This is a genomic window from Pseudomonas sp. NFX224, from assembly GCF_048565165.1.
Lineage (GTDB): Bacteria > Pseudomonadota > Gammaproteobacteria > Pseudomonadales > Pseudomonadaceae > Aquipseudomonas.
The window spans coordinates 6,277,463-6,294,932 of sequence record NZ_CP183416.1; the positions used below are offsets into that span (position 1 = coordinate 6,277,463).

Annotated in this window: 17 protein-coding genes and 1 tRNA gene; 14 read left to right on the plus strand and 4 right to left on the minus strand. The window is 59.2% G+C overall.

What is annotated here, in order from left to right:
- Positions 1 to 200: 200 nt before the first annotated feature.
- The 7 genes from ACNYC6_RS28775 (at position 201) to ACNYC6_RS28805 (ending at position 6,474) form a co-directional block, all read left to right on the plus strand.
- On the plus strand, positions 201 to 1,085 hold the full coding sequence (locus ACNYC6_RS28775) for an ABC transporter permease (RefSeq protein WP_419710271.1): 885 nt from the start codon (positions 201 to 203) through the stop codon (positions 1,083 to 1,085).
- Between the two features lies 1 nt (position 1,086).
- Positions 1,087 to 1,887 (plus strand): ABC transporter ATP-binding protein, encoded by an 801-nt coding sequence (locus ACNYC6_RS28780; RefSeq protein WP_419710272.1) that lies wholly within the window; start codon positions 1,087 to 1,089, stop codon positions 1,885 to 1,887.
- A gap of 37 nt (positions 1,888 to 1,924) precedes the next feature.
- On the plus strand, positions 1,925 to 2,950 hold the full coding sequence (locus ACNYC6_RS28785) for an ABC transporter substrate-binding protein (RefSeq protein WP_419710273.1): 1,026 nt from the start codon (positions 1,925 to 1,927) through the stop codon (positions 2,948 to 2,950).
- A gap of 48 nt (positions 2,951 to 2,998) precedes the next feature.
- A complete protein-coding gene (locus ACNYC6_RS28790; RefSeq protein WP_419710274.1) occupies positions 2,999 to 3,799 on the plus strand; it encodes an energy transducer TonB in 801 nt (266 codons plus the stop codon).
- Positions 3,800 to 3,885: 86 nt separating this feature from the next.
- Positions 3,886 to 4,608, plus strand: a complete 723-nt coding sequence (locus ACNYC6_RS28795) for a MotA/TolQ/ExbB proton channel family protein (protein WP_419710275.1) — start codon at positions 3,886 to 3,888, stop codon at positions 4,606 to 4,608.
- A 1-nt stretch (position 4,609) separates the two neighbouring features.
- Positions 4,610 to 5,011 carry an ExbD/TolR family protein gene (locus tag ACNYC6_RS28800; RefSeq protein ID WP_419710276.1) on the plus strand — a complete coding sequence of 134 codons (402 nt, stop codon included), beginning with the start codon at positions 4,610 to 4,612 and terminating at the stop codon, positions 5,009 to 5,011.
- Positions 5,012 to 5,817: 806 nt separating this feature from the next.
- Positions 5,818 to 6,474: a trypsin-like peptidase domain-containing protein gene (locus ACNYC6_RS28805; RefSeq protein ID WP_419710277.1), complete on the plus strand. Its 657-nt coding sequence runs from the start codon at positions 5,818 to 5,820 to the stop codon at positions 6,472 to 6,474.
- Between the two features lie 109 nt (positions 6,475 to 6,583).
- On the opposite strand, the gene ACNYC6_RS28810 is transcribed toward ACNYC6_RS28805, so the two are convergent.
- Positions 6,584 to 6,671: transfer RNA gene (locus ACNYC6_RS28810), tRNA-Ser, on the minus strand.
- Between the two features lie 123 nt (positions 6,672 to 6,794).
- Here ACNYC6_RS28810 and ACNYC6_RS28815 point away from each other — a divergent pair.
- The gene (locus ACNYC6_RS28815) at positions 6,795 to 7,466 is read left to right on the plus strand and encodes a Bax inhibitor-1/YccA family protein (protein WP_338581136.1); all 672 of its coding nucleotides are present in this window, start codon (positions 6,795 to 6,797) and stop codon (positions 7,464 to 7,466) included.
- A 67-nt stretch (positions 7,467 to 7,533) separates the two neighbouring features.
- Here ACNYC6_RS28815 and ACNYC6_RS28820 read toward each other — a convergent pair whose 3' ends face one another.
- Positions 7,534 to 7,971: an Lrp/AsnC family transcriptional regulator gene (locus ACNYC6_RS28820; RefSeq protein ID WP_007987480.1), complete on the minus strand. Its 438-nt coding sequence runs from the start codon at positions 7,969 to 7,971 to the stop codon at positions 7,534 to 7,536.
- A gap of 136 nt (positions 7,972 to 8,107) precedes the next feature.
- Between ACNYC6_RS28820 and ACNYC6_RS28825 the strand changes: the two genes are divergently transcribed.
- Positions 8,108 to 9,001 (plus strand): DMT family transporter, encoded by an 894-nt coding sequence (locus tag ACNYC6_RS28825; RefSeq protein ID WP_419710278.1) that lies wholly within the window; start codon positions 8,108 to 8,110, stop codon positions 8,999 to 9,001.
- Positions 9,002 to 9,009: 8 nt separating this feature from the next.
- Here ACNYC6_RS28825 and ACNYC6_RS28830 read toward each other — a convergent pair whose 3' ends face one another.
- Complete coding sequence (locus ACNYC6_RS28830; protein WP_419710279.1) at positions 9,010 to 9,990, minus strand: FUSC family protein; 981 nt, start codon at positions 9,988 to 9,990, stop codon at positions 9,010 to 9,012.
- 104 nt (positions 9,991 to 10,094) lie between these two features.
- Entirely contained in the window at positions 10,095 to 11,720 is a 1,626-nt protein-coding gene (locus tag ACNYC6_RS28835) for an NADP-dependent glyceraldehyde-3-phosphate dehydrogenase (protein WP_419710280.1), read from the minus strand.
- A gap of 257 nt (positions 11,721 to 11,977) precedes the next feature.
- Between ACNYC6_RS28835 and ACNYC6_RS28840 the strand changes: the two genes are divergently transcribed.
- From ACNYC6_RS28840 to ACNYC6_RS28860, 5 genes are all read left to right on the plus strand, one after another.
- Positions 11,978 to 12,865, plus strand: coding sequence for a Dyp-type peroxidase (locus ACNYC6_RS28840; protein ID WP_419710281.1), 888 nt, complete (start codon positions 11,978 to 11,980; stop codon positions 12,863 to 12,865).
- A gap of 147 nt (positions 12,866 to 13,012) precedes the next feature.
- Positions 13,013 to 13,765 carry a GntR family transcriptional regulator gene (locus tag ACNYC6_RS28845; RefSeq protein WP_419710282.1) on the plus strand — a complete coding sequence of 251 codons (753 nt, stop codon included), beginning with the start codon at positions 13,013 to 13,015 and terminating at the stop codon, positions 13,763 to 13,765.
- Positions 13,762 to 15,492: a fumarate reductase/succinate dehydrogenase flavoprotein subunit gene (locus ACNYC6_RS28850; RefSeq protein ID WP_419710283.1), complete on the plus strand. Its 1,731-nt coding sequence runs from the start codon at positions 13,762 to 13,764 to the stop codon at positions 15,490 to 15,492. Before ACNYC6_RS28845 ends, ACNYC6_RS28850 begins: the two co-directional genes overlap by 4 nt.
- Positions 15,493 to 15,518: 26 nt before the next feature.
- Positions 15,519 to 15,764: a 4Fe-4S dicluster domain-containing protein gene (locus ACNYC6_RS28855; protein ID WP_003180418.1), complete on the plus strand. Its 246-nt coding sequence runs from the start codon at positions 15,519 to 15,521 to the stop codon at positions 15,762 to 15,764.
- Positions 15,765 to 15,990: 226 nt separating this feature from the next.
- Complete coding sequence (locus ACNYC6_RS28860) at positions 15,991 to 17,397, plus strand: ABC transporter substrate-binding protein (protein ID WP_419710284.1); 1,407 nt, start codon at positions 15,991 to 15,993, stop codon at positions 17,395 to 17,397.
- Positions 17,398 to 17,470: the final 73 nt, after the last annotated feature.

Here is a 17,470-nt window from a genome sequence, read left to right on the forward strand (position 1 = left end):
CTGCCATGCAGCCCGCAGCGGACAAGGAAAGCGCATATTTATTATGCAAAGAATTTATTAGGCTGTCCTGATATCTAATTTTTAATCATATTAGGTTATTCCTAAAAAGAATTTCACTGAGGTTTTTTATGCGAATAGCATGAAAACCGAAGCTGATGCATGGCACCTCTGGCCATGTTCTTTTTGAGGAAGGAAGCCTGATGACTGAAAAGACCTTCGATACATCGAGCGCCAGCAGCTCGTTTTCCGTCACCAAGGCTGCTCGCCATCCAGGTGAGTTGCAGGGCGCGTCGAAGCTGCTGCCCAATGGGTTGCGTAACTGGCGGACACCTGAAGTGCTACTGCGTTTGCTCAGCCCGATCGCACTGTTGCTGTTATGGGAATTGGCGTCGCAAGCAGGGCTGATCCCGCAACGTGTCATCGCCGCGCCCTCGCAGATCGGCGGCACGCTCTGGGCGATGATTGCGTCCGGCGAACTGGGCAAGCACTTGCTGGTGTCACTGCAACGGGCGTTGGTGGGCCTGAGTATCGGCGTCAGCATAGGTGTCGTCGCGGCCCTGATCAGCGGGTTGTCCAAGCGCGGCGAGGTGATACTCGATTCGCCGCTGCAAATGCTGCGCACCATTCCGTCGCTGGCGTTGGTGCCGCTGTTCATTCTCTGGTTCGGCATTGGCGAATTCACCAAGATCGCGCTGATCGTCACCGGCACGACCTTTCCGGTGTACCTGAACCTTTTCGCCGGTATCCGCAACATCGACCCCAAGCTGATCGAGGCCGCCAACACCTTGGGCCTGAGCCGCCGCGAGTTGATCTGGCACGTGATTCTGCCGGGCTCCTTGCCTTCCTTCTTTGTCGGCCTGCGCTACTCCCTGGGGATTTCCTGGTTGGCGCTGGTGTTCGTCGAGCAAATCAATACCACCGCCGGCATCGGCTTCCTGGCCAGTGATGCGCGGGATTTCATGCGCACGGACGTGATCGTCATTTGCCTGCTGATTTACAGCGTCCTCGGTCTGTTGATCGACGGACTGATCCGCACGCTGGAGCGTTTCGCCCTGGCCTGGCGCCCAACTTTTGTGAGGAATTGATATGTCGAGCATTGATCTTCTGGACGCGTCCAAAACAATACATTCGGCAGCACCGGTACAACTGCGCAATGTGGTTCGCCAGTTCGGCCAGCAGCGGGTTATCGATGGTCTGGATCTGGATATCGCCCCCGGCGAATTCGTCGCATTGCTGGGGGCCAGTGGTTCGGGCAAGACCACGTTGCTGCGCAGCCTGGCCGGGCTCGACAGTATTGACAGTGGTCAATTGCTGGTGCCGAAGGCGAGGGCGGCGGTGTTTCAGGAACCGCGTCTGATGCCCTGGAAGCGCGCCTGGAAGAACGTGATTCTTGGTCTGCACATCCCTGATGCCAAGGCTCGCGCAGTGCAGGCGCTGACCGAAGTGGGATTGGCTCACCGGCTCGAAGCCTATCCGGCCACGCTCTCCGGCGGTGAAGCACAACGCGTGGCCCTGGCCCGTGGTTTGGTTCGCGAGCCCAAGCTGTTGCTGCTGGATGAACCGTTCGCCGCACTTGATGCGTTGACCCGGATTCGCATGCATCGGCTGATCATCGAGTTATGGCGTAAACATACACCGGCCGTGCTGTTGGTCACCCACGATGTGGATGAAGCCATTTTGTTGGCCGACCGGGTCATCGTTCTCGCCAATGGCAAGATCGCCGACCAATTGACCATCGATCTGCCTCGGGCCCGAGACACCGGCCAGGACGGTTTTCAAGCCATCCGCGCGCGGCTGTTAGGTTTGCTGGGGGTTGAAGTGGAAACCACGGCCGTCGCTGAGCGCCGGGCATCCCACACATCGGTCCGGCGTTTCGCCCATGGCTGATTCCGTTTCCGGTTTTTTGATCCAGGGAGGGTCCACCATGTTGCAACGAGTCTGGAAATCTGCAGCTTTTTTGCTCTCGGGAGCCGCACTGCTGCTCAGCGGTTGCGGTGAAGCGGTCGACAACAAATCCGCATCCGCCATCCAGGCCGACTTGTCCGGTGTGACGCTGGTGCTGGGCGATCAAGCCAAAGGCTTGCGCACGGTGGTCGAAGCTGCGAATGCGTTGGAAGGCATCGACTACAAGGTCGAGTGGGCGAACTTCCAGGGCGCGGCGCCGTTGTTCGAAGCCTTGCGCGCCGGCGCTGTCGATCTCGCGCCGGCCGGTGATACGCCAGTGCTTGCGGCTGCCACGGGCGGCACGCCGTTGCGCATCGTCGCCGTGCGGCGCAGTCAGTCGAGGGGGATTGCGATCCTGGTGCCCGCCGATTCAGCCATTCATAGCGTCGCGGATTTGAAAGGCCGAAACGTTGTGGTGTCTTCGGCCCGAGGCAGCATTTCCCAGTATCTGTTGATTCGTGCGCTGGCCAATGCCGGGGTCGACGAGAAAGACGTCAACATCGGATTCGTCCTGCCGACCGACGCTCTCGCAGCGTTCAATGCCGGCAAGATCGAAGCCTGGGCAACGTTCGGTATCTATCAGGCTTTTGCCGAGCAGCAGGGTGCGCGGGTGTTGATCAGCGGCGAAGGCATCAATACCGGGCTGACGTTCCTTACTGCTTCGGACGAAGCCCTCACTGACCCGCTCAAGCGTAAGGCGCTCAGTGACGCGTTGCAGCGTTTCGCCAAGGCGTTCGAGTGGGCCCGGCAGAACCCTGACGAGTACGCCCGGGTGTTCGCCAAGGTCAACGACATTCCTCTGGACGTCTCGAAACGCCTGCGCAGTTGGGGCGATGAGTCGCTGCTGCCACTCGAACCGCGAGATGTTCAGGCGTTGCAGCAAGTCGATGATCTATTCGTGGAAAAGAACATCTTTCCCCATCGTGTCGACGTCGAGAAGCTCACGGACACCGCAGTGTTCTGCGCAGCACCGTTGACGGTGACGCAGTCCGGGTCGGTGCGCTAGTCCGGGTCGCGGTACGCGTTCTATTTGAAGCATTACAGGAGTCTTTCAATGGGCAATGTCCAGAGCGCCACCAGTGCCCTAGAGGTGTTTCGACGCCCGTTACCCGGTGGCGAACTGCTCGATATCGGTCGGGTTTTCCGCGAACCCCTGGCGTTGTCGCGTCTGCACAGCACGCCCAAGCGTGTGTTGAGTCGTCGTGAGGTGGTCTTGCTGGGGGTGTTTGCGCTGGTGCTGCATGGTGCGGTGATTGTCTGGCTCAACCAGGCACCGCCGCCGCAGCTGCCGGTGGTGCCGCCGGAGATTCCGCCGATGACCATCGAGTTCTCGCAACCGGCACCGCCCGTGGTGGTACCGCCGCCCGAGCCGATTCCGCAGCCAGTGGTCGAGCCGCCACCGCCGGTGGAGGATGAACTGGCCGTGAAACCACCGCCGCCGAAACCGGTTCCCAAGCCAAAACCGGTGGTCAAGCCCGTGCTTAAACCCGTGGCGAAACCGGTGGAGCAACCACCGGCACCGCCACAACCGGTCGCCGCGCCAGCTCCACCCGCACCGCCTGCACCGAAACCGGTGACGCCGGCCTCGGCCAGCGCCGCTTACTTGAAGAATCCGGCACCGGAATACCCATCGCTGGCGATGCGTCGCGGCTGGGAAGGCACAGTGTTGTTGCGGGTGCATGTGTTGGCCAGTGGCAAACCGGGTGAAATCCAGATCCAGAAAAGCAGTGGCCGCGATCAACTCGATGACGCGGCGCTGGCAGCAGTGAAGCGCTGGAGTTTCGTTCCGGCCAAGCAGGGCGATGTCGCCCAGGACGGCTGGGTCAGCGTGCCGATCGATTTCAAAATCAAGTAACTCAAACCTACTGAAGTACACCGCGGGCTACCTGACACAAGGCGCATCGCTACAACCGATCCAATGCCTTGCTGGAGAGCCTGACCATGAACATGATCGCATCCCCTTTCGAATCCATCGAACACGCCGTCATCTGGCTGTTGATCCTCTTTTCCGTCGCGACCTGGGGCCTGGCGTTGCTCAAGGGTTTGCAGTTCACTCGCCTGAAGACGCAAGACCGAAAATTCCATAAACAATTCTGGGCCGCTTCCAGCCTGGACTCGGCCGCCGAACTCGCCAATAGCCAGCCCGGCGCGGCGGCCCGCGTGGCGCTTGCTGGTTATGCAGCGATTCAGGTCAGCGATAATCAGAACACCGATTTGAGTCAGTCGATCAACCATCAAGACCGTCTCGAGCGCGCCTTGCGTCAGCAGATCGTGCGTGAGCGGCGTTCGCTGGAAAGCGGCCTGGCGATCCTTGCCAGTATCGGCAGCACGTCGCCCTTTATCGGTCTGTTCGGGACGGTGTGGGGAATCATGTCGGCGCTCAAAGGCATTAGTGCGGCGGGCTCGGCGAGCCTGGAAACGGTCGCCGGGCCGATCGGTGCGGCACTGGTCGCCACGGGCGTCGGCATTGCTGTCGCGGTACCGGCGGTGCTGGTTTACAACTACTTTCTGCGTCGCCTGAAATTGACTGCGGCCGACCTCGACGACTTTGCCCATGACTTCTACAGCCTGGCGCAAAAGCATTCGTTCCGCGTGCTGTTGCACCCGGTTTTGAGCAAGTCCGGCGCCACCGTCGCCGGTCAGAAAGTCAAGGAGGCTTCCTGACATGGCATTTTCCACACAAGATAGCGATGAAGTGCTCAGTGAGATCAACGTCACACCCTTGGTGGACGTCATGTTGGTGCTGCTGGTGGTGTTCATCGTCACCGCGCCGTTGCTGACCAACTCGATTCCGATCAACTTGCCGAAGACCGAAGCGGTGGCGCCGGTGGAGCAGAAAGACCCGCTGGTGGTGAGCATCGACGACAAAGGCAAGGTGTTCATCAACAAGGATGAAATCCAGCCTGACTTGTTGGAAGTCAATCTCAAGTCCGCCAAGACCAAAGATGCGGAGGTGCGCGTGCAGCTTCAGGCGGACAACGGGGTGAATTATGGCGAAGTGGCCCGCGCGATGGCCTCGATCGAGCGGGCGGGGATTACCAAATTGTCGGTGATTACAGCGAAGTGATTTCAGGCTCTAACGCGTGTTGAGAATGAACTAAAAAACAAGAGGCTCAGGCCTCTTGTTTCGTTTTATTGAGCCGCCATTTTCAGTGATCTAGCCAAGCCAGCCATTGCTGCCGATATAGATGTTCTTACGCTTGCGATCGCTGGCGCTTGTCCAACTCATGTCTCCCTGAAAACAGTGCAGAACGGTGCAGTAAGTGAGGGCGCCGTTATATATTCCATCGTGAATTTCGTTGGCGTAGTTCCATCCTTCGTTACGCATATCCGCTGATATTGTCCATATAAACATTATGCGGGCCACGGTTAATCAAGCCGTCTCCGTTATTGTCGCGAACAACCAGATCGCGAACAAAGCCTTCATCTTGATCGGCAACCGAAGCGTTGCTGGAATCCCCTTGGAATTACCAAGGTGCCCGCTACATAGGTTCGAGCGCCAAGACGTACCGTGCGGGCGTTGGAGTGAAACAGGTGTAAACCTATTTCAGGACTAGACATTCATCAGGCTTTCTACGGGTAGACAATTTCAGCGGACTCAGTTGATCCGTAAACCGTCGAGGAGTCTAGAGTGGATCCAAGTTTCTGTTTTCATTGTTGGCGTTTTTATGGCGCCAGATATTTGAATCTTTGAAGTTGATCAAAAGGCGATTGGCCTTAGTGCGATTTGTTCATGCGCGTCGTGGCAATCTGAACCATAAGTAAAATAACGTCCAGCTATCGCCAGCGGCGAGGAGTTCTGCTACCCGACAAAAGACAAAATAATGACAACAAAAAACAGCCGTACTCTCCCTATTAAGTCGGTGATCTATCATGATCAAGATCATGGCCTGCTTTCTAATAGGAGCTTTAACTGCAGGATGCAATGGCATCGTCAAACCCGACTTTTCGGGTCCTGTTAATGATTCATACTTCCTGATCTACTCAGGCTTTCCTCTGCCCTATGTATACATGGCCTCGGCCGTGCAGTGGAACGATGACTACGCCGTCACCATCCGCCACATACCGTTCATCCCCAACGTTAAATACAGTTGCAGCACAGGCTGCGATCTGGTCTTCATCCAGCACAAGGCCAATGGCCGCTACCCGTCCTGGCGCGCACCGCGTGCGGGCGAGAGCATAACGGCCGTGGGGGTGAGTCCTTACCTCGTGACTACGACCGGGACAGGCAAGGTCTATCAGACGCCGTTCATCAACGCCGATGAACAGAGCGGTGAACACTATGCCATCCATGATGCCCCGCTGATCAAGGGCATGTCGGGTGGGCCGGTCATCACCAGTGACGGCAGTGTCGTCGGCATCAATATCGGTTTCTACTCAACCATACTGAACGACGTGAGCAATCACTCCGGCATAAACAAGGCTGAAAGGATCAGCATCTTCATTCCTTACTCGATCATTCAGCGCGAGTGGGGGATGTTACAGGCAAAGCTTGGGGATTCGCGGGGGACGAAATATGTGGCGAAGTAGGTTTCGGTGTTCCGTCGGATGCGGAGCACGCGTCTGAAGGGTGTGAGAGGTTTCACCAAACCCCAGAAACGACAAAGCCCTGAAAAATCAGGGCTTTGTCGTATAAAGATGGCGGAGGCGATGGGATTCGAACTCATGGACCTGTTACAGTCGACGGTTTTCAAGACCGTTGCCTTAAACCACTCGGCCACACCTCCGTTTGCGTTGCGGGCGCCATAATACCTGAATGAAACACACTGTCAAACTCTCTGCATCGCTTGTTACAGAGCGTCTGTTATTATCTTTGCGACTGAACGTTTCAAACCAACAGGAGTGTCGCCATGCGCGAACAGGATTACGCAGTTAATAACAGCTTGCAGGCTGAGCAGCTAGAGGTTAGCCGCGTCCTGCGCAACACATACGGCTTGCTCGCACTCACCCTCGCATTCAGCGGTGTGATGGCCTTCGTTGCACAGCAGATGCGCGTCGGTTACCCGAACATTTTCGTGGTGCTGATCGGCTTCTATGGCCTTTTCTTCCTCACCAACAAACTTCGTGATTCCGCCTGGGGCCTGGTGTCGGCATTTGCCCTGACCGGTTTCATGGGTTTCCTGCTCGGCCCGATCCTGAACCGCTACCTGGGCATGCAGGGCGGCGCTGAAGTCGTCAGCTCGGCCTTCGCGATGACGGCGCTGGTGTTCGGCGGTCTGTCGGCCTACGTGCTGATCACCCGCAAGGACATGAGCTTCCTCGGCGGATTCATCACCGCAGGCTTCTTTGTCCTGTTGGGCGCGACGCTGGCGAGCTTCTTCTTCCAGATCAGCGGTCTGCAACTGGCGATCAGCGCAGGTTTCGTGCTGTTCTCCTCGGTCTGCATCCTGTTCCAGACCAGCGCCATCATCCATGGCGGCGAGCGCAACTACATCATGGCGACCATCAGCCTGTATGTATCGATCTACAACCTGTTCATCAGCTTGTTGCAGCTGTTCGGCATCATGAGCCGCGATGATTAATCGTCGGCACTGAGTTAAAAAACCCGCTTCGGCGGGTTTTTTATTGTCTGCAATTTGCTGAAAACGGCTAGGCCATCGGCGGCAACCGGCGCTTTACCGGGGTTTTCTTGACGATCGCGGTGTTGGTTTCGGCGTGGGTATTGAGACGGTCGAGCAGGGTGTCCAGTTGTTCCATCGAGCGCACGTGCAGGCGGGCGATGAAGCAGTCGTCGCCGGTGACCTTGTCACACTCGGTGAACTCGGGAATCGCCATGATCTGCCGTTCGACCTCCTGCAACTGGCCCGGCAGCGGGCGAATGCGCACGATGGCCTGGAGTTGATAGCCGAAGCATTTCGGGTCGATTTCCACAGTGTAACCCTTGAGCACGCCGCGCTCTTCGAGGCGACGCAGGCGTTCGGCGACGCTGGGCGAAGACAGGCCGCTGATTTGCGCCAGGGCCTTGAGCGAGCGGCGCGAGTCTTCCATCAATGCCGTGATCAGCACTTGGTCGATATCATCGGTCATGGCCAAAACCTCGATTAGGCATTTCTTAAAAATGGCCTTCGTATTAAAGGCAAATTTCAAGTTTAGCCTGCTTTTTGCGCTGGAGAAGCCCCTTGGCTGATCGGCATAATTTGCCCATCAACAAAGGGGTCTGAAGATGGACAACACAATACGCCGCGGCTCGCTCGAAATGACCGCCGCCATGCTGATCTCCGGGACCATCGGCTGGTTTGTGCTGGTGTCAGGGCAACCGGTGCTGGACGTGGTGTTCTGGCGCTGCCTGTTCGGCGCCGGCACGCTGCTATTGATTTGCGCGGCATTCGGCTTCCTGCGCCCCGACATTCTGACCCGCACCACGTTCCTGTTGGCCGTGCTCAGCGGGGTGGCGATTGTCGGCAATTGGGTGCTGCTGTTCGCTTCCTATTCCCGCGCCTCGATTGCCATCGGCACTGCGGTCTATAACGTTCAGCCGTTCATGCTGGTGGGGCTGGCCGCGGTGTTTCTCAACGAGAAGATCACCTTGCAGAAAATGGCGTGGCTGGGTGTCTCGTTTCTCGGGATGCTGGCGATTGTCAGTGCCCATGGCGGGCAGGGCGAGAACGGCAACGAGTATTTGCTGGGTATCGCTCTGGCGCTGGGCGCTGCGTTCCTCTACGCGATTGCCGCGTTGATCATCAAACGTCTGACCGGCACGCCGCCGCATCTGATCGCGTTGGTCCAGGTGAGCACCGGCATGCTGTTGCTCGCACCGTTCGCGCACTTTTCAGCGCTGCCGCAAGCGCCGAGTGCCTGGGCCAGCCTGATCACGCTGGGTATCGTGCACACGGGCGTGATGTATGTGCTGCTGTATGGCGCGATCCAGAAGCTGCCAACGGCCTTGACCGGTGCGCTGTCGTTCATTTATCCCATCGCAGCGATTTTCGTCGACTGGTTTGCCTTCGGTCATCGTCTGGAGCCGCTGCAATGGCTCGGGGTTGCCGCCATTCTGCTGGCCGCTGCGGGCATGCAGCAGGGCTGGAGCCTGAAGTTTCGGCGGGCGGCAACACAATAAAATGTAAATCAGATGTTCCAGCGTGGCGCGGTTTTGGCCAGTCGCTGGCGCATCTCGCCAATGTTCGCGGCCAGTTGCTGAGTCAATAAACGGTAACCGTCCAGGGCGTTGTAGACCGGAGCATCGAGGCTGACGGTCGGCAACGCCATGGGGCGATTCAAACGGTGGACGACGCCGGTCTTCAGCGACCGGGCCATGCCGATCAGTTGCACATGGATCAGCCGGTGCTCTGCTGTCAAGGCCGAGCGCAGGCGAGCCACCGTCTCGGGGTCACTGGTATCCGGTCGGGTGTTGGCGAGAATCTCCAGCGTGCTGACACACAGGCGTAGCTGACGCTGAATGGCATCGAGTTCGTTCATGGAAATCTTCACCTCCTTGGATACCGATGGCATCAGCGAACGCTGTTGCACCATCACGGTATTCAGGCGCCCCATCAGCTTGAGGTGTTCGTCAGCGGTGACGGGTTGGCCGTTGATAATGCGCGCGTAGATCGTCGCGCAATCACGCAGGGCGTCAGCCAGGTTGTAGCGCCAGGAGTAGACCGCATACAGCGGTAGGGCGAAGGAAAACGCCAAGGCCAGGGCAATGCCGATCAGGATGTCCACTCCGCGCCACAACCCGTCAGCGACTGGATTGTCACCGTGCCCTGCGACGATGAATACGGTAATGCCGGCCAGTAGCGCGGTGTAGCCGCCTTTGCCGATGGCATGATACGAGAAAAATCCGCACACCACGGCCATGGCGAAATAGGTCAGCCACGGCATGCCGAGCCAGGATTGCTGCACCACCAGGACAAGGCCGACAGCCGCTCCGACCAGGGTGCCGATGGCCCGTTCCGCCGCTTTTTTGCCGATGTTGCCGTGATGCTGCAAGCCGCCGATCACCACCAGCATCGTCACCGACGCCCACTCACCGTGAGGCAGGTTGATGCCGGTGGTCAGCGCGATCGACGCCAGTAACCCGAGTGACACGCGGACCGCATGGATCATCCGTGCATGGCGATAGCGCCGGTACGGGTCCAGCAGCGGACGCAGTAACCGGCGCAGTAGTGGTGGCAGGCGATGCGCAGTGGATGTGCTCAGGTTTGCGCTCCTCAGAAAATGTAATCAGTGGTCAGGAAGCTCGAGCTGCGGCCGCTGATGATCTCGCTGATCAGGTCCTTGTTGGTCTCCTGGAATTTGGTCGCCACTAACGTACGGATCGAAAACACCCGCAAGGCGTCATGCACCGACAAGGTGCCCTCGGCGGAGTTTTTGCGGCCGTTGAACGGGTACGTGTCGGGGCCGCGCTGGCACTGGGCGTTGAGGTTGATGCGCCCGACCTGATTGGCAAAGGTGTCGACCAATCGGCCAACCGCGACCGGGTTGGTGCCGAAGATGCTCAGTTGCTGGCCGAAGTCTGATTCCAGGACGTAATCGATCACCGTGTCCAGATGACGGTACGGCACGATCGGCACCACCGGGCCGAATTGTTCTTCCTGATAGACACGCATCTGCGGCGTCACCGGATACAGCACGGCGGGGTAGAAGAACGATGCGCGAGCTTCGCCGCCATGGGGGTTTACCACTTTTGCCCCTTTGCCGACCGCGTCCGCCACTAGAGAGTGCAAATAATCGACCTTGCCCGATTCCGGCAGCGGCGTCAGGGCCACGCCACTGTCCCAGGGCATGCCCGGTTTGAGGGTGGCGAGTTTGGCGTTGAATTTCTCGATGAAGGCATCGACCACGTCTTCATGGACGAAGAGGATTTTCAGCGCGGTGCAGCGCTGGCCGTTGAAGGACAGGGAGCCGGTAACGGCTTCATTCACGGCGTTGTCCAGATCCACTTCCGGCAACACGATGCCGGGGTTCTTCGCATCCAGCCCCAGCGCCGCACGTAAGCGGTGAGGGCGCGGATGCAGTTTTTTCAGGTCGCTGGCAGCCTTGTTGGTGCCGATGAACGCAAAGATATCGATGTTGCCGCTGGCCATCAGCGCGCTGACCGTTTCGCGGCCGCTGCCGTAGATCACGTTGATCACCCCGGCCGGGAAGCTGTCGCGGAAGGCCTCCAGCAACGGACGAATCAACAGCACGCCGAGCTTCGCCGGTTTGAATACGACGGTGTTGCCCATGATCAGCGCCGGAATCAGCGTGGTGAAGGTTTCGTTCAACGGATAGTTGTAAGGCCCCATGCACAGTGCCACGCCCATCGGTACGCGGCGGATCTGGCCGAGGGTGTCCTGCTCCAGTTCGAAGCGGCTGGAGCGGCGGTCGAGTTCCTTCAGGGCGTTGATGGTGTCGACGATGTAATCGCAGGTGCGGTCGAACTCTTTTTCCGAGTCCTTGAGGTTCTTGCCGATTTCCCACATCAGCAACTTGACCACGGCCCCTCGCTGCTCACGCATGCGCCCGAGGAAGGTTTCGACGTGCTGAATGCGTTCGGCCACGCGCATCGTCGGCCACAAACCCTGGCCACGGTCGTAGGCGCGCACGGCGGCGTCGAGGGCGGTCAAAGCGGTTTCGGCGTCAAGCAGCGGCGTGCTGCCGAGGATCACTTGTTCGTCGCCATTCGCCCCGCTCAGGTATACCGGACTGCGGACTTGGGCGAGGGCGCCCGGCCAGGTTTTCAGGACGCCGTCGACCAGGTATTCGCGCTGCTCGATCTGGCCGTCGAGACGGTATTTTTCCGGGATGCTGCCGGCCTCGGGAAACAGGTTGCCAAGGAGATCTGCTGTGCTCATGTCGCTACCCCGTGTGAAATGTCAGCCGTACGCTGATGACTTGCCGTTCGGTAATCGCTTCAAAGGTTATACGCCCTAATGACCCGACTTTTTAAGTCAATCGAGCGGCGATGGGCAGAGTAGAGGGGTTAAGGGTTTGAATCTTGTGCCTCAAGCGTAGACCGCTTTACCCGGTTCTTGAAACGCGACTTTTGACCTTTGAGCACACAACAGCCGGTGCTGCGGTTAAACTTCGCGCTCTTTCTAAAGGAGTTCACATGAGTCACTACCAGCCGGGCATTCTCGCCACCCCTGTTCCGCCTCACGCCCGCCACATGTTCTTTGCTCTCGAATCTGCTGCTGAATTGCCGGCGGCACTCGACAAGTTGATGCAGCTGGCGGACGGCAAATCGGCAGTGGTGGGTTTCGGTGAATCCCTGGTCAAAGCGCTCGATTGCAACATTGAAGGGCTGCGGGTGTTCCCGGCGATGACCGGCGTCGGCGTGGACAATCCCTCGACGCAGCAGGCGCTGTGGTGCTGGCTGCATGGCACCGACCGCGGTGAATTGCTCAATCGCAGCAACGCGTTTGCCGCCGCACTGGCACCGGCGTTGCGCCTGGTGCAGGTGACCGAAGGTTTCCGCCACCGCGATGGCCACGACTTGACCGGCTACGAAGACGGCACCGAGAACCCACGCGACGAAGCCGCTGCGGCTGCCGCGCTGGTGGGCCAGGGCGCTGAAGGCATGATCGGCGGCAGCTTCGCCGCGATCCAGCAATGGCAGCATGACCTCAAGCGCTTTCACGCGATGCCGTCCCATGAAACGGACGACATCATGGGCCGCCGCCTTAGCGACAACGAAGAGCTCGATGACGCGCCGATCTCCGCCCACGTCAAACGCACCGCCCAGGAAAGCTTCGCCCCCGAAGCGTTCGTGGTCCGTCGTTCGATGCCGTGGATCGAAGACGAGCGTGCCGGCCTGATGTTCCTTGCCTTCGGTTTCTCCCTCGACGCCTTCGAAGTTCAGCTTCGCCGCATGAGCGGTCTGGAAGACGGCATCACTGACGGCCTGTACCGCATCAGCCGACCGATCACTGGCGGCTACTACTGGTGCCCGCCGCTGAAGGACGGCCGACTGGATCTGCGTGCCTTGCGCATCGGCTAACGGGTCTGTAGCAGCTGCCTCGCAAGCTCGACAGCTGCTACCAAAATCCGTGGTTGCCGAATCTAACCTTATGCTCAAACAGTATTTCTCAAGCCCGTCATTAGAACTCTAAGATCACGTCATTACTCGTTATGACAAGTGATCTTCATGACCGATAACGTTCTATCCCTCAGCAGCGTCCCGTTGCACACCCAATTGCGCGACGTATTACGTGCGCGCATTCTCGACGGCGAATACCCGCAAGACAGCCAGATGCCTTCCGAAAGCGAGCTCGGCGCGCTGTTCAAGGTAAGCCGCATCACCGTGCGCCAGGCGCTCGGTGATCTGCAGAAGGAAGGGCTGATCTTCAAGATCCACGGCAAGGGCACGTTCGTCGCCAAGCCGAAAACCTTCCAGAATGTCAGCACCCTGCAAGGCCTCGCCGAGTCCATGACCGGGCGTGGCTACGAGGTGATCAACCGCCTGCGCAGTTTCAAATTCATCGCCGCCGACAAACTGGTCGCCGAGCGTTTGCAGGTCGCCGAAGGCGAGACTGTGGCGCAGATCAAACGGGTGCGTTTGATCAACCGCGAGCCGATTTCGCTGGAAATCACCTACCTGCCCAAAGCCATCGGCGAGCGCCTTGAGAAGGCTGATCTGGTGACCCGCGACATCTTCCTGATCCTGGAAAACGACTGCGGCGTGGCGCTCGGTCATGCCGATCTGGCCATCGACGCAGTGCTGGCCGACAGCGACCTGACCCAGGCGCTGAATGTTGAAGCGGGCTCGCCGATCATGCGCATCGAGCGCCTGACCCACGATGCAGCAGGCCAGCCACTGGACTTCGAACACCTTTACTACCGTGGCGATGCCTTCCAGTACCGCCTGCGGATCGACCGGCAAAAAGGGGAGCAGGCATGACGCGAAACACCCTCGAACAGGAATACGACATCGTCGTCATCGGCGGCGGCACGGCCGGCCCGATGGCAGCGATCAAGGCCAAGGAACGCAACCGCGATCTGCGGGTTTTGTTGATCGACAAGGCCAACGTCAAGCGCAGCGGCGCGATCAGCATGGGCATGGATGGCCTGAACAACGCGATCATTCCCGGCCACTCGACACCGGAGCAGTACACCAAGGAAATCACCATCGCCAACGACGGCATCGTCAATCAGGCGGCGGTGTATGCCTATGCGACACACAGCTTCGAGACCATCGAGCAGCTGGACCGCTGGGGCGTGAAATTCGAGAAGGACGAGACCGGCGACTACGCGGTGAAGAAGGTCCACCACATGGGCGCTTACGTGCTGCCGATGCCGGAAGGGCACGACATCAAGAAAGTCCTGTATCGTCAGTTGAAACGGGCGCGGGTGAGCATCACCAATCGCCTGGTCTGCACCCGTTTGCTCACGGATGAAGAGGGCGCAGTCAACGGCGTGATGGGTTTCGATTGCCGCACGGCTGACTTCCATGTGATCAAGGCCAAAGCGGTGATCCTCGCCTGCGGCGCCGCCGGACGCTTGGGCCTGCCGTCCTCGGGTTACCTGATGGGCACCTACGAAAACCCGACCAACGCCGGCGACGGATACTCGATGGCCTACCACGCCGGGGCCGAGCTGGCGAATCTGGAGTGCTTCCAGATCAACCCGCTGATCAAGGATTACAACGGCCCGGCTTGTGCCTACGTCACCGGTCCCCTGGGCGGCTACACCGCCAACAACAAGGGCGAGCGCTTCATCGAGTGCGACTACTGGAGCGGGCAGATGATGTGGGAGTTCCATCAGGAGCTGGAAAGCGGCAATGGCCCGGTGTTCCTCAAGCTCGATCACCTGGCCGAGGAAACCATCCAGAACATCGAAGAGATCCTGCACAGCAACGAGCGCCCGAGTCGCGGCCAGTTCCACGCCAATCGCGGCACCGATTACCGCACGCAGATGGTCGAAATGCACATCTCCGAGATCGGTTTTTGCAGCGGTCACTCGGCCTCCGGTGTGTGGGTCAACGAGAAGGCCGAGACCTCGGTCAAGGGTTTGTACTCGGCGGGCGACATGGCTGCCGTGCCGCACAACTACATGCTCGGCGCGTTCACCTACGGCTGGTTCGCCGGCAACAACGCGGCGGATTTTGTCGCCGGGCGTGAGTTTTCCGCGCTGGATGCCGCGCAGATCGAAACCGAAAAACAACGGGTCTACGCACCGCTGGACCGGGAACACGGACTGCCACCAGCCCAGGTCGAATACAAGCTGCGGCGCTTCGTCAACGACTACCTGCAACCGCCGAAAGTGACCAAGAAGATGCAGATCGGCCTGCAACGTTTCAGCGACATCCAGCGCGATCTCGATCAGATCAAGGCTCACAACGCCCACGAACTGATGCGCGCCATGGAAGTCAGCATGATCCGCGACTGCGCCGAAATGGCCGCCCGTGCCTCGCTGTTCCGTGCCGAAAGTCGCTGGGGGCTTTACCACTACCGGGTCGATCACCCGCAGCGCAACGACAGTGACTGGTTCTGCCATTGCCACCTGAAGAAGGGTGAAAACGGGCTGATGACCAGTTTCAAGAAAGCCGTCGAGCCTTACATCATCCCGCTTGACGTGGACGAAATGCAGGCTTACGACCGGTTACGGGTCGGTGCCGATGCGGCTTGAGCAAGACACTAGAGAGAAACCGTGAAATGGCCTACCAACCCCAGGAAATCTTCTTCCGCTCCAATGCCCCCGTCACGGTCGACGAGGACAAATGCATCGCCCACAAGGGCTGCACCGTGTGCGTCGACGTCTGCCCGATGGACTTGCTGGCGATCAACCCGGCCACGCAAAAGGCCTACATGGCCTTCGATGAATGCTGGTACTGCATGCCCTGTGAAAAAGACTGCCCGACCGGGGCGGTGAAAGTAGAAATCCCGTATTTGTTGCGTTGAAACACTGACCCTGTGGGAGCGAGCCTGCTCGCGATAGCAGTGGGTCAGGCAATGAAATGTTGGATGTGTCATCGCCATCGCGAGCAGGCTCACTCCTACATGGGTGACAACACCCAAAAGCTACCCGGCAACACCGGACGCCTGCTTCAAAACACCCCTCGTTTCCCACCGCGCCCTGATCGTGGCGGAGACGAACATCCTATAAATGATTCGAGGGGAAACACTCATGATGTTGCGTGCAGCTTTGGCCGGTCTGGTACTGGCTTCATTCACCTTGTCGGCTTCGGCCGAAACCATCCGCATTGCCATCGGCACCCAGGACACCACGATCAACTGCGCCGCCGGCGGTCTGTTGATTCGCGAACTCGGTCTGCTGGACAAATACCTGCCCCACGACGGCCCATACAAAGACGCCAGGTACGAGGTGGAGTGGAAGAACTTCACCAGTGGCGCGCCGCTGACCAATGAGATGGTCGCCGGCAAACTCGACTTCGGCGCCATGGCCGATTTCCCGGGTTCATTCAATGGCGTGGCGTTCGAAGCGGCGGGCAAGCACAGTCTGTTTATCAGCGTGTTGTCGGGCAGCACCAAGGGCAGTGGCAACGGCATTGTGGTACCGAGCGCTTCGGGCGTGCAGTCGCTGGCCGAGCTCAAGGGCAAGACCATTTCCGTGCCGTTCGCTTCCACCGCCCATGGCATGTTGCTGCGTGCCGTGGCGGCTCAAGGCTGGGACCCGCTCAAAGACGTGAACATCATCGCCCAGCCGCCGGAAGTCGCCGGTTCTGCGTTGCAGGCCGGCAAGATCGATGCCCATGCCGACTTCGTGCCGTTTGCCGAGCTGTTCCCGAGCCGGGGCTTCGCACGCAAGATCTACGACGGTTCCCAGGCCGGTGCGCCGACCTTCCACGGAGCGTTGGTCGATCAGGCCTACGCGAAAAAGTACCCGGAGATTGTCGTCGCTTATCTGCGCGCCAGCATCGAAGCCAATCAACTGCTCGCCGCCGAGCCTGAGAAGTACAGCGAACTGATCGCCAACGTCACCGGCGTCGATGCCGAGGTCAACTACCTGTTCCACGGCCCGCTGGGTGTGCAAACCCGTGACCTGAGCTGGAAACCGGAATACCGTCAGGCCGTCGGCACTGCCATCGACACCCTCAAACTGTTGAAGAAGGCCGATCGCGGTCTCGATTTGAACACCTTCATCGACGACCAATACATCCGCGCCGCCTTCAAGGCGTCGAACCTGGATTACACCGCGCAACTGGCCAACTACGCCCAGACGCCACTCAAGGCCGTGGATGCTTCCAGCGGCAAGGCCATCACCGACTTCAGCCATGTGGCCGAAATCTGGGTACGCGGCGAGCCGAAAGTCCGTCAATACGCCTCGGCGCAAGCGGCGTTTGCGGCGCTGGCCACCCTGAAACAGGAAGGCAAGAACATCCGCGCGGTGTACGCCCAGGCCAGTGACAGCGGGATCAAGTTGCTGGCCGATCAGGCGTGGTTCGCCAGTGATGCCAAGGGCCGTCTGAGTGCGTTCCTGCTCAAGGGCCAGGCCCAGCAATTTGCTACCGCGCAGGGTGGCAAGGTGTTCGACTTCACGGATGCCACTGCGCAGGCTGTGGCGGTGCGCTAACCCCCGAAACACCGCAATCCCCTGTGGGAGCGAGCCTGCTCGCGATAGCGGTGGGTCAGTCGACATCAATGTT

Coding starts and splice junctions, on each gene's coding strand:
- ACNYC6_RS28775 (WP_419710271.1), top strand. CDS start 201: ATGACTGAAAAGACCTTCGATACATCGAGCGCCAGCAGCTCGTTTTCC.
- ACNYC6_RS28780 (WP_419710272.1), top strand. CDS start 1,087: ATGTCGAGCATTGATCTTCTGGACGCGTCCAAAACAATACATTCGGCA.
- ACNYC6_RS28785 (WP_419710273.1), top strand. CDS start 1,925: ATGTTGCAACGAGTCTGGAAATCTGCAGCTTTTTTGCTCTCGGGAGCC.
- ACNYC6_RS28790 (WP_419710274.1), top strand. CDS start 2,999: ATGGGCAATGTCCAGAGCGCCACCAGTGCCCTAGAGGTGTTTCGACGC.
- ACNYC6_RS28795 (WP_419710275.1), top strand. CDS start 3,886: ATGAACATGATCGCATCCCCTTTCGAATCCATCGAACACGCCGTCATC.
- ACNYC6_RS28800 (WP_419710276.1), top strand. CDS start 4,610: ATGGCATTTTCCACACAAGATAGCGATGAAGTGCTCAGTGAGATCAAC.
- ACNYC6_RS28805 (WP_419710277.1), top strand. CDS start 5,818: ATGATCAAGATCATGGCCTGCTTTCTAATAGGAGCTTTAACTGCAGGA.
- ACNYC6_RS28815 (WP_338581136.1), top strand. CDS start 6,795: ATGCGCGAACAGGATTACGCAGTTAATAACAGCTTGCAGGCTGAGCAG.
- ACNYC6_RS28820 (WP_007987480.1), bottom strand. CDS start 7,971: ATGACCGATGATATCGACCAAGTGCTGATCACGGCATTGATGGAAGAC.
- ACNYC6_RS28825 (WP_419710278.1), top strand. CDS start 8,108: ATGGACAACACAATACGCCGCGGCTCGCTCGAAATGACCGCCGCCATG.
- ACNYC6_RS28830 (WP_419710279.1), bottom strand. CDS start 9,990: ATGATCCATGCGGTCCGCGTGTCACTCGGGTTACTGGCGTCGATCGCG.
- ACNYC6_RS28835 (WP_419710280.1), bottom strand. CDS start 11,720: ATGAGCACAGCAGATCTCCTTGGCAACCTGTTTCCCGAGGCCGGCAGC.
- ACNYC6_RS28840 (WP_419710281.1), top strand. CDS start 11,978: ATGAGTCACTACCAGCCGGGCATTCTCGCCACCCCTGTTCCGCCTCAC.
- ACNYC6_RS28845 (WP_419710282.1), top strand. CDS start 13,013: ATGACCGATAACGTTCTATCCCTCAGCAGCGTCCCGTTGCACACCCAA.
- ACNYC6_RS28850 (WP_419710283.1), top strand. CDS start 13,762: ATGACGCGAAACACCCTCGAACAGGAATACGACATCGTCGTCATCGGC.
- ACNYC6_RS28855 (WP_003180418.1), top strand. CDS start 15,519: ATGGCCTACCAACCCCAGGAAATCTTCTTCCGCTCCAATGCCCCCGTC.
- ACNYC6_RS28860 (WP_419710284.1), top strand. CDS start 15,991: ATGATGTTGCGTGCAGCTTTGGCCGGTCTGGTACTGGCTTCATTCACC.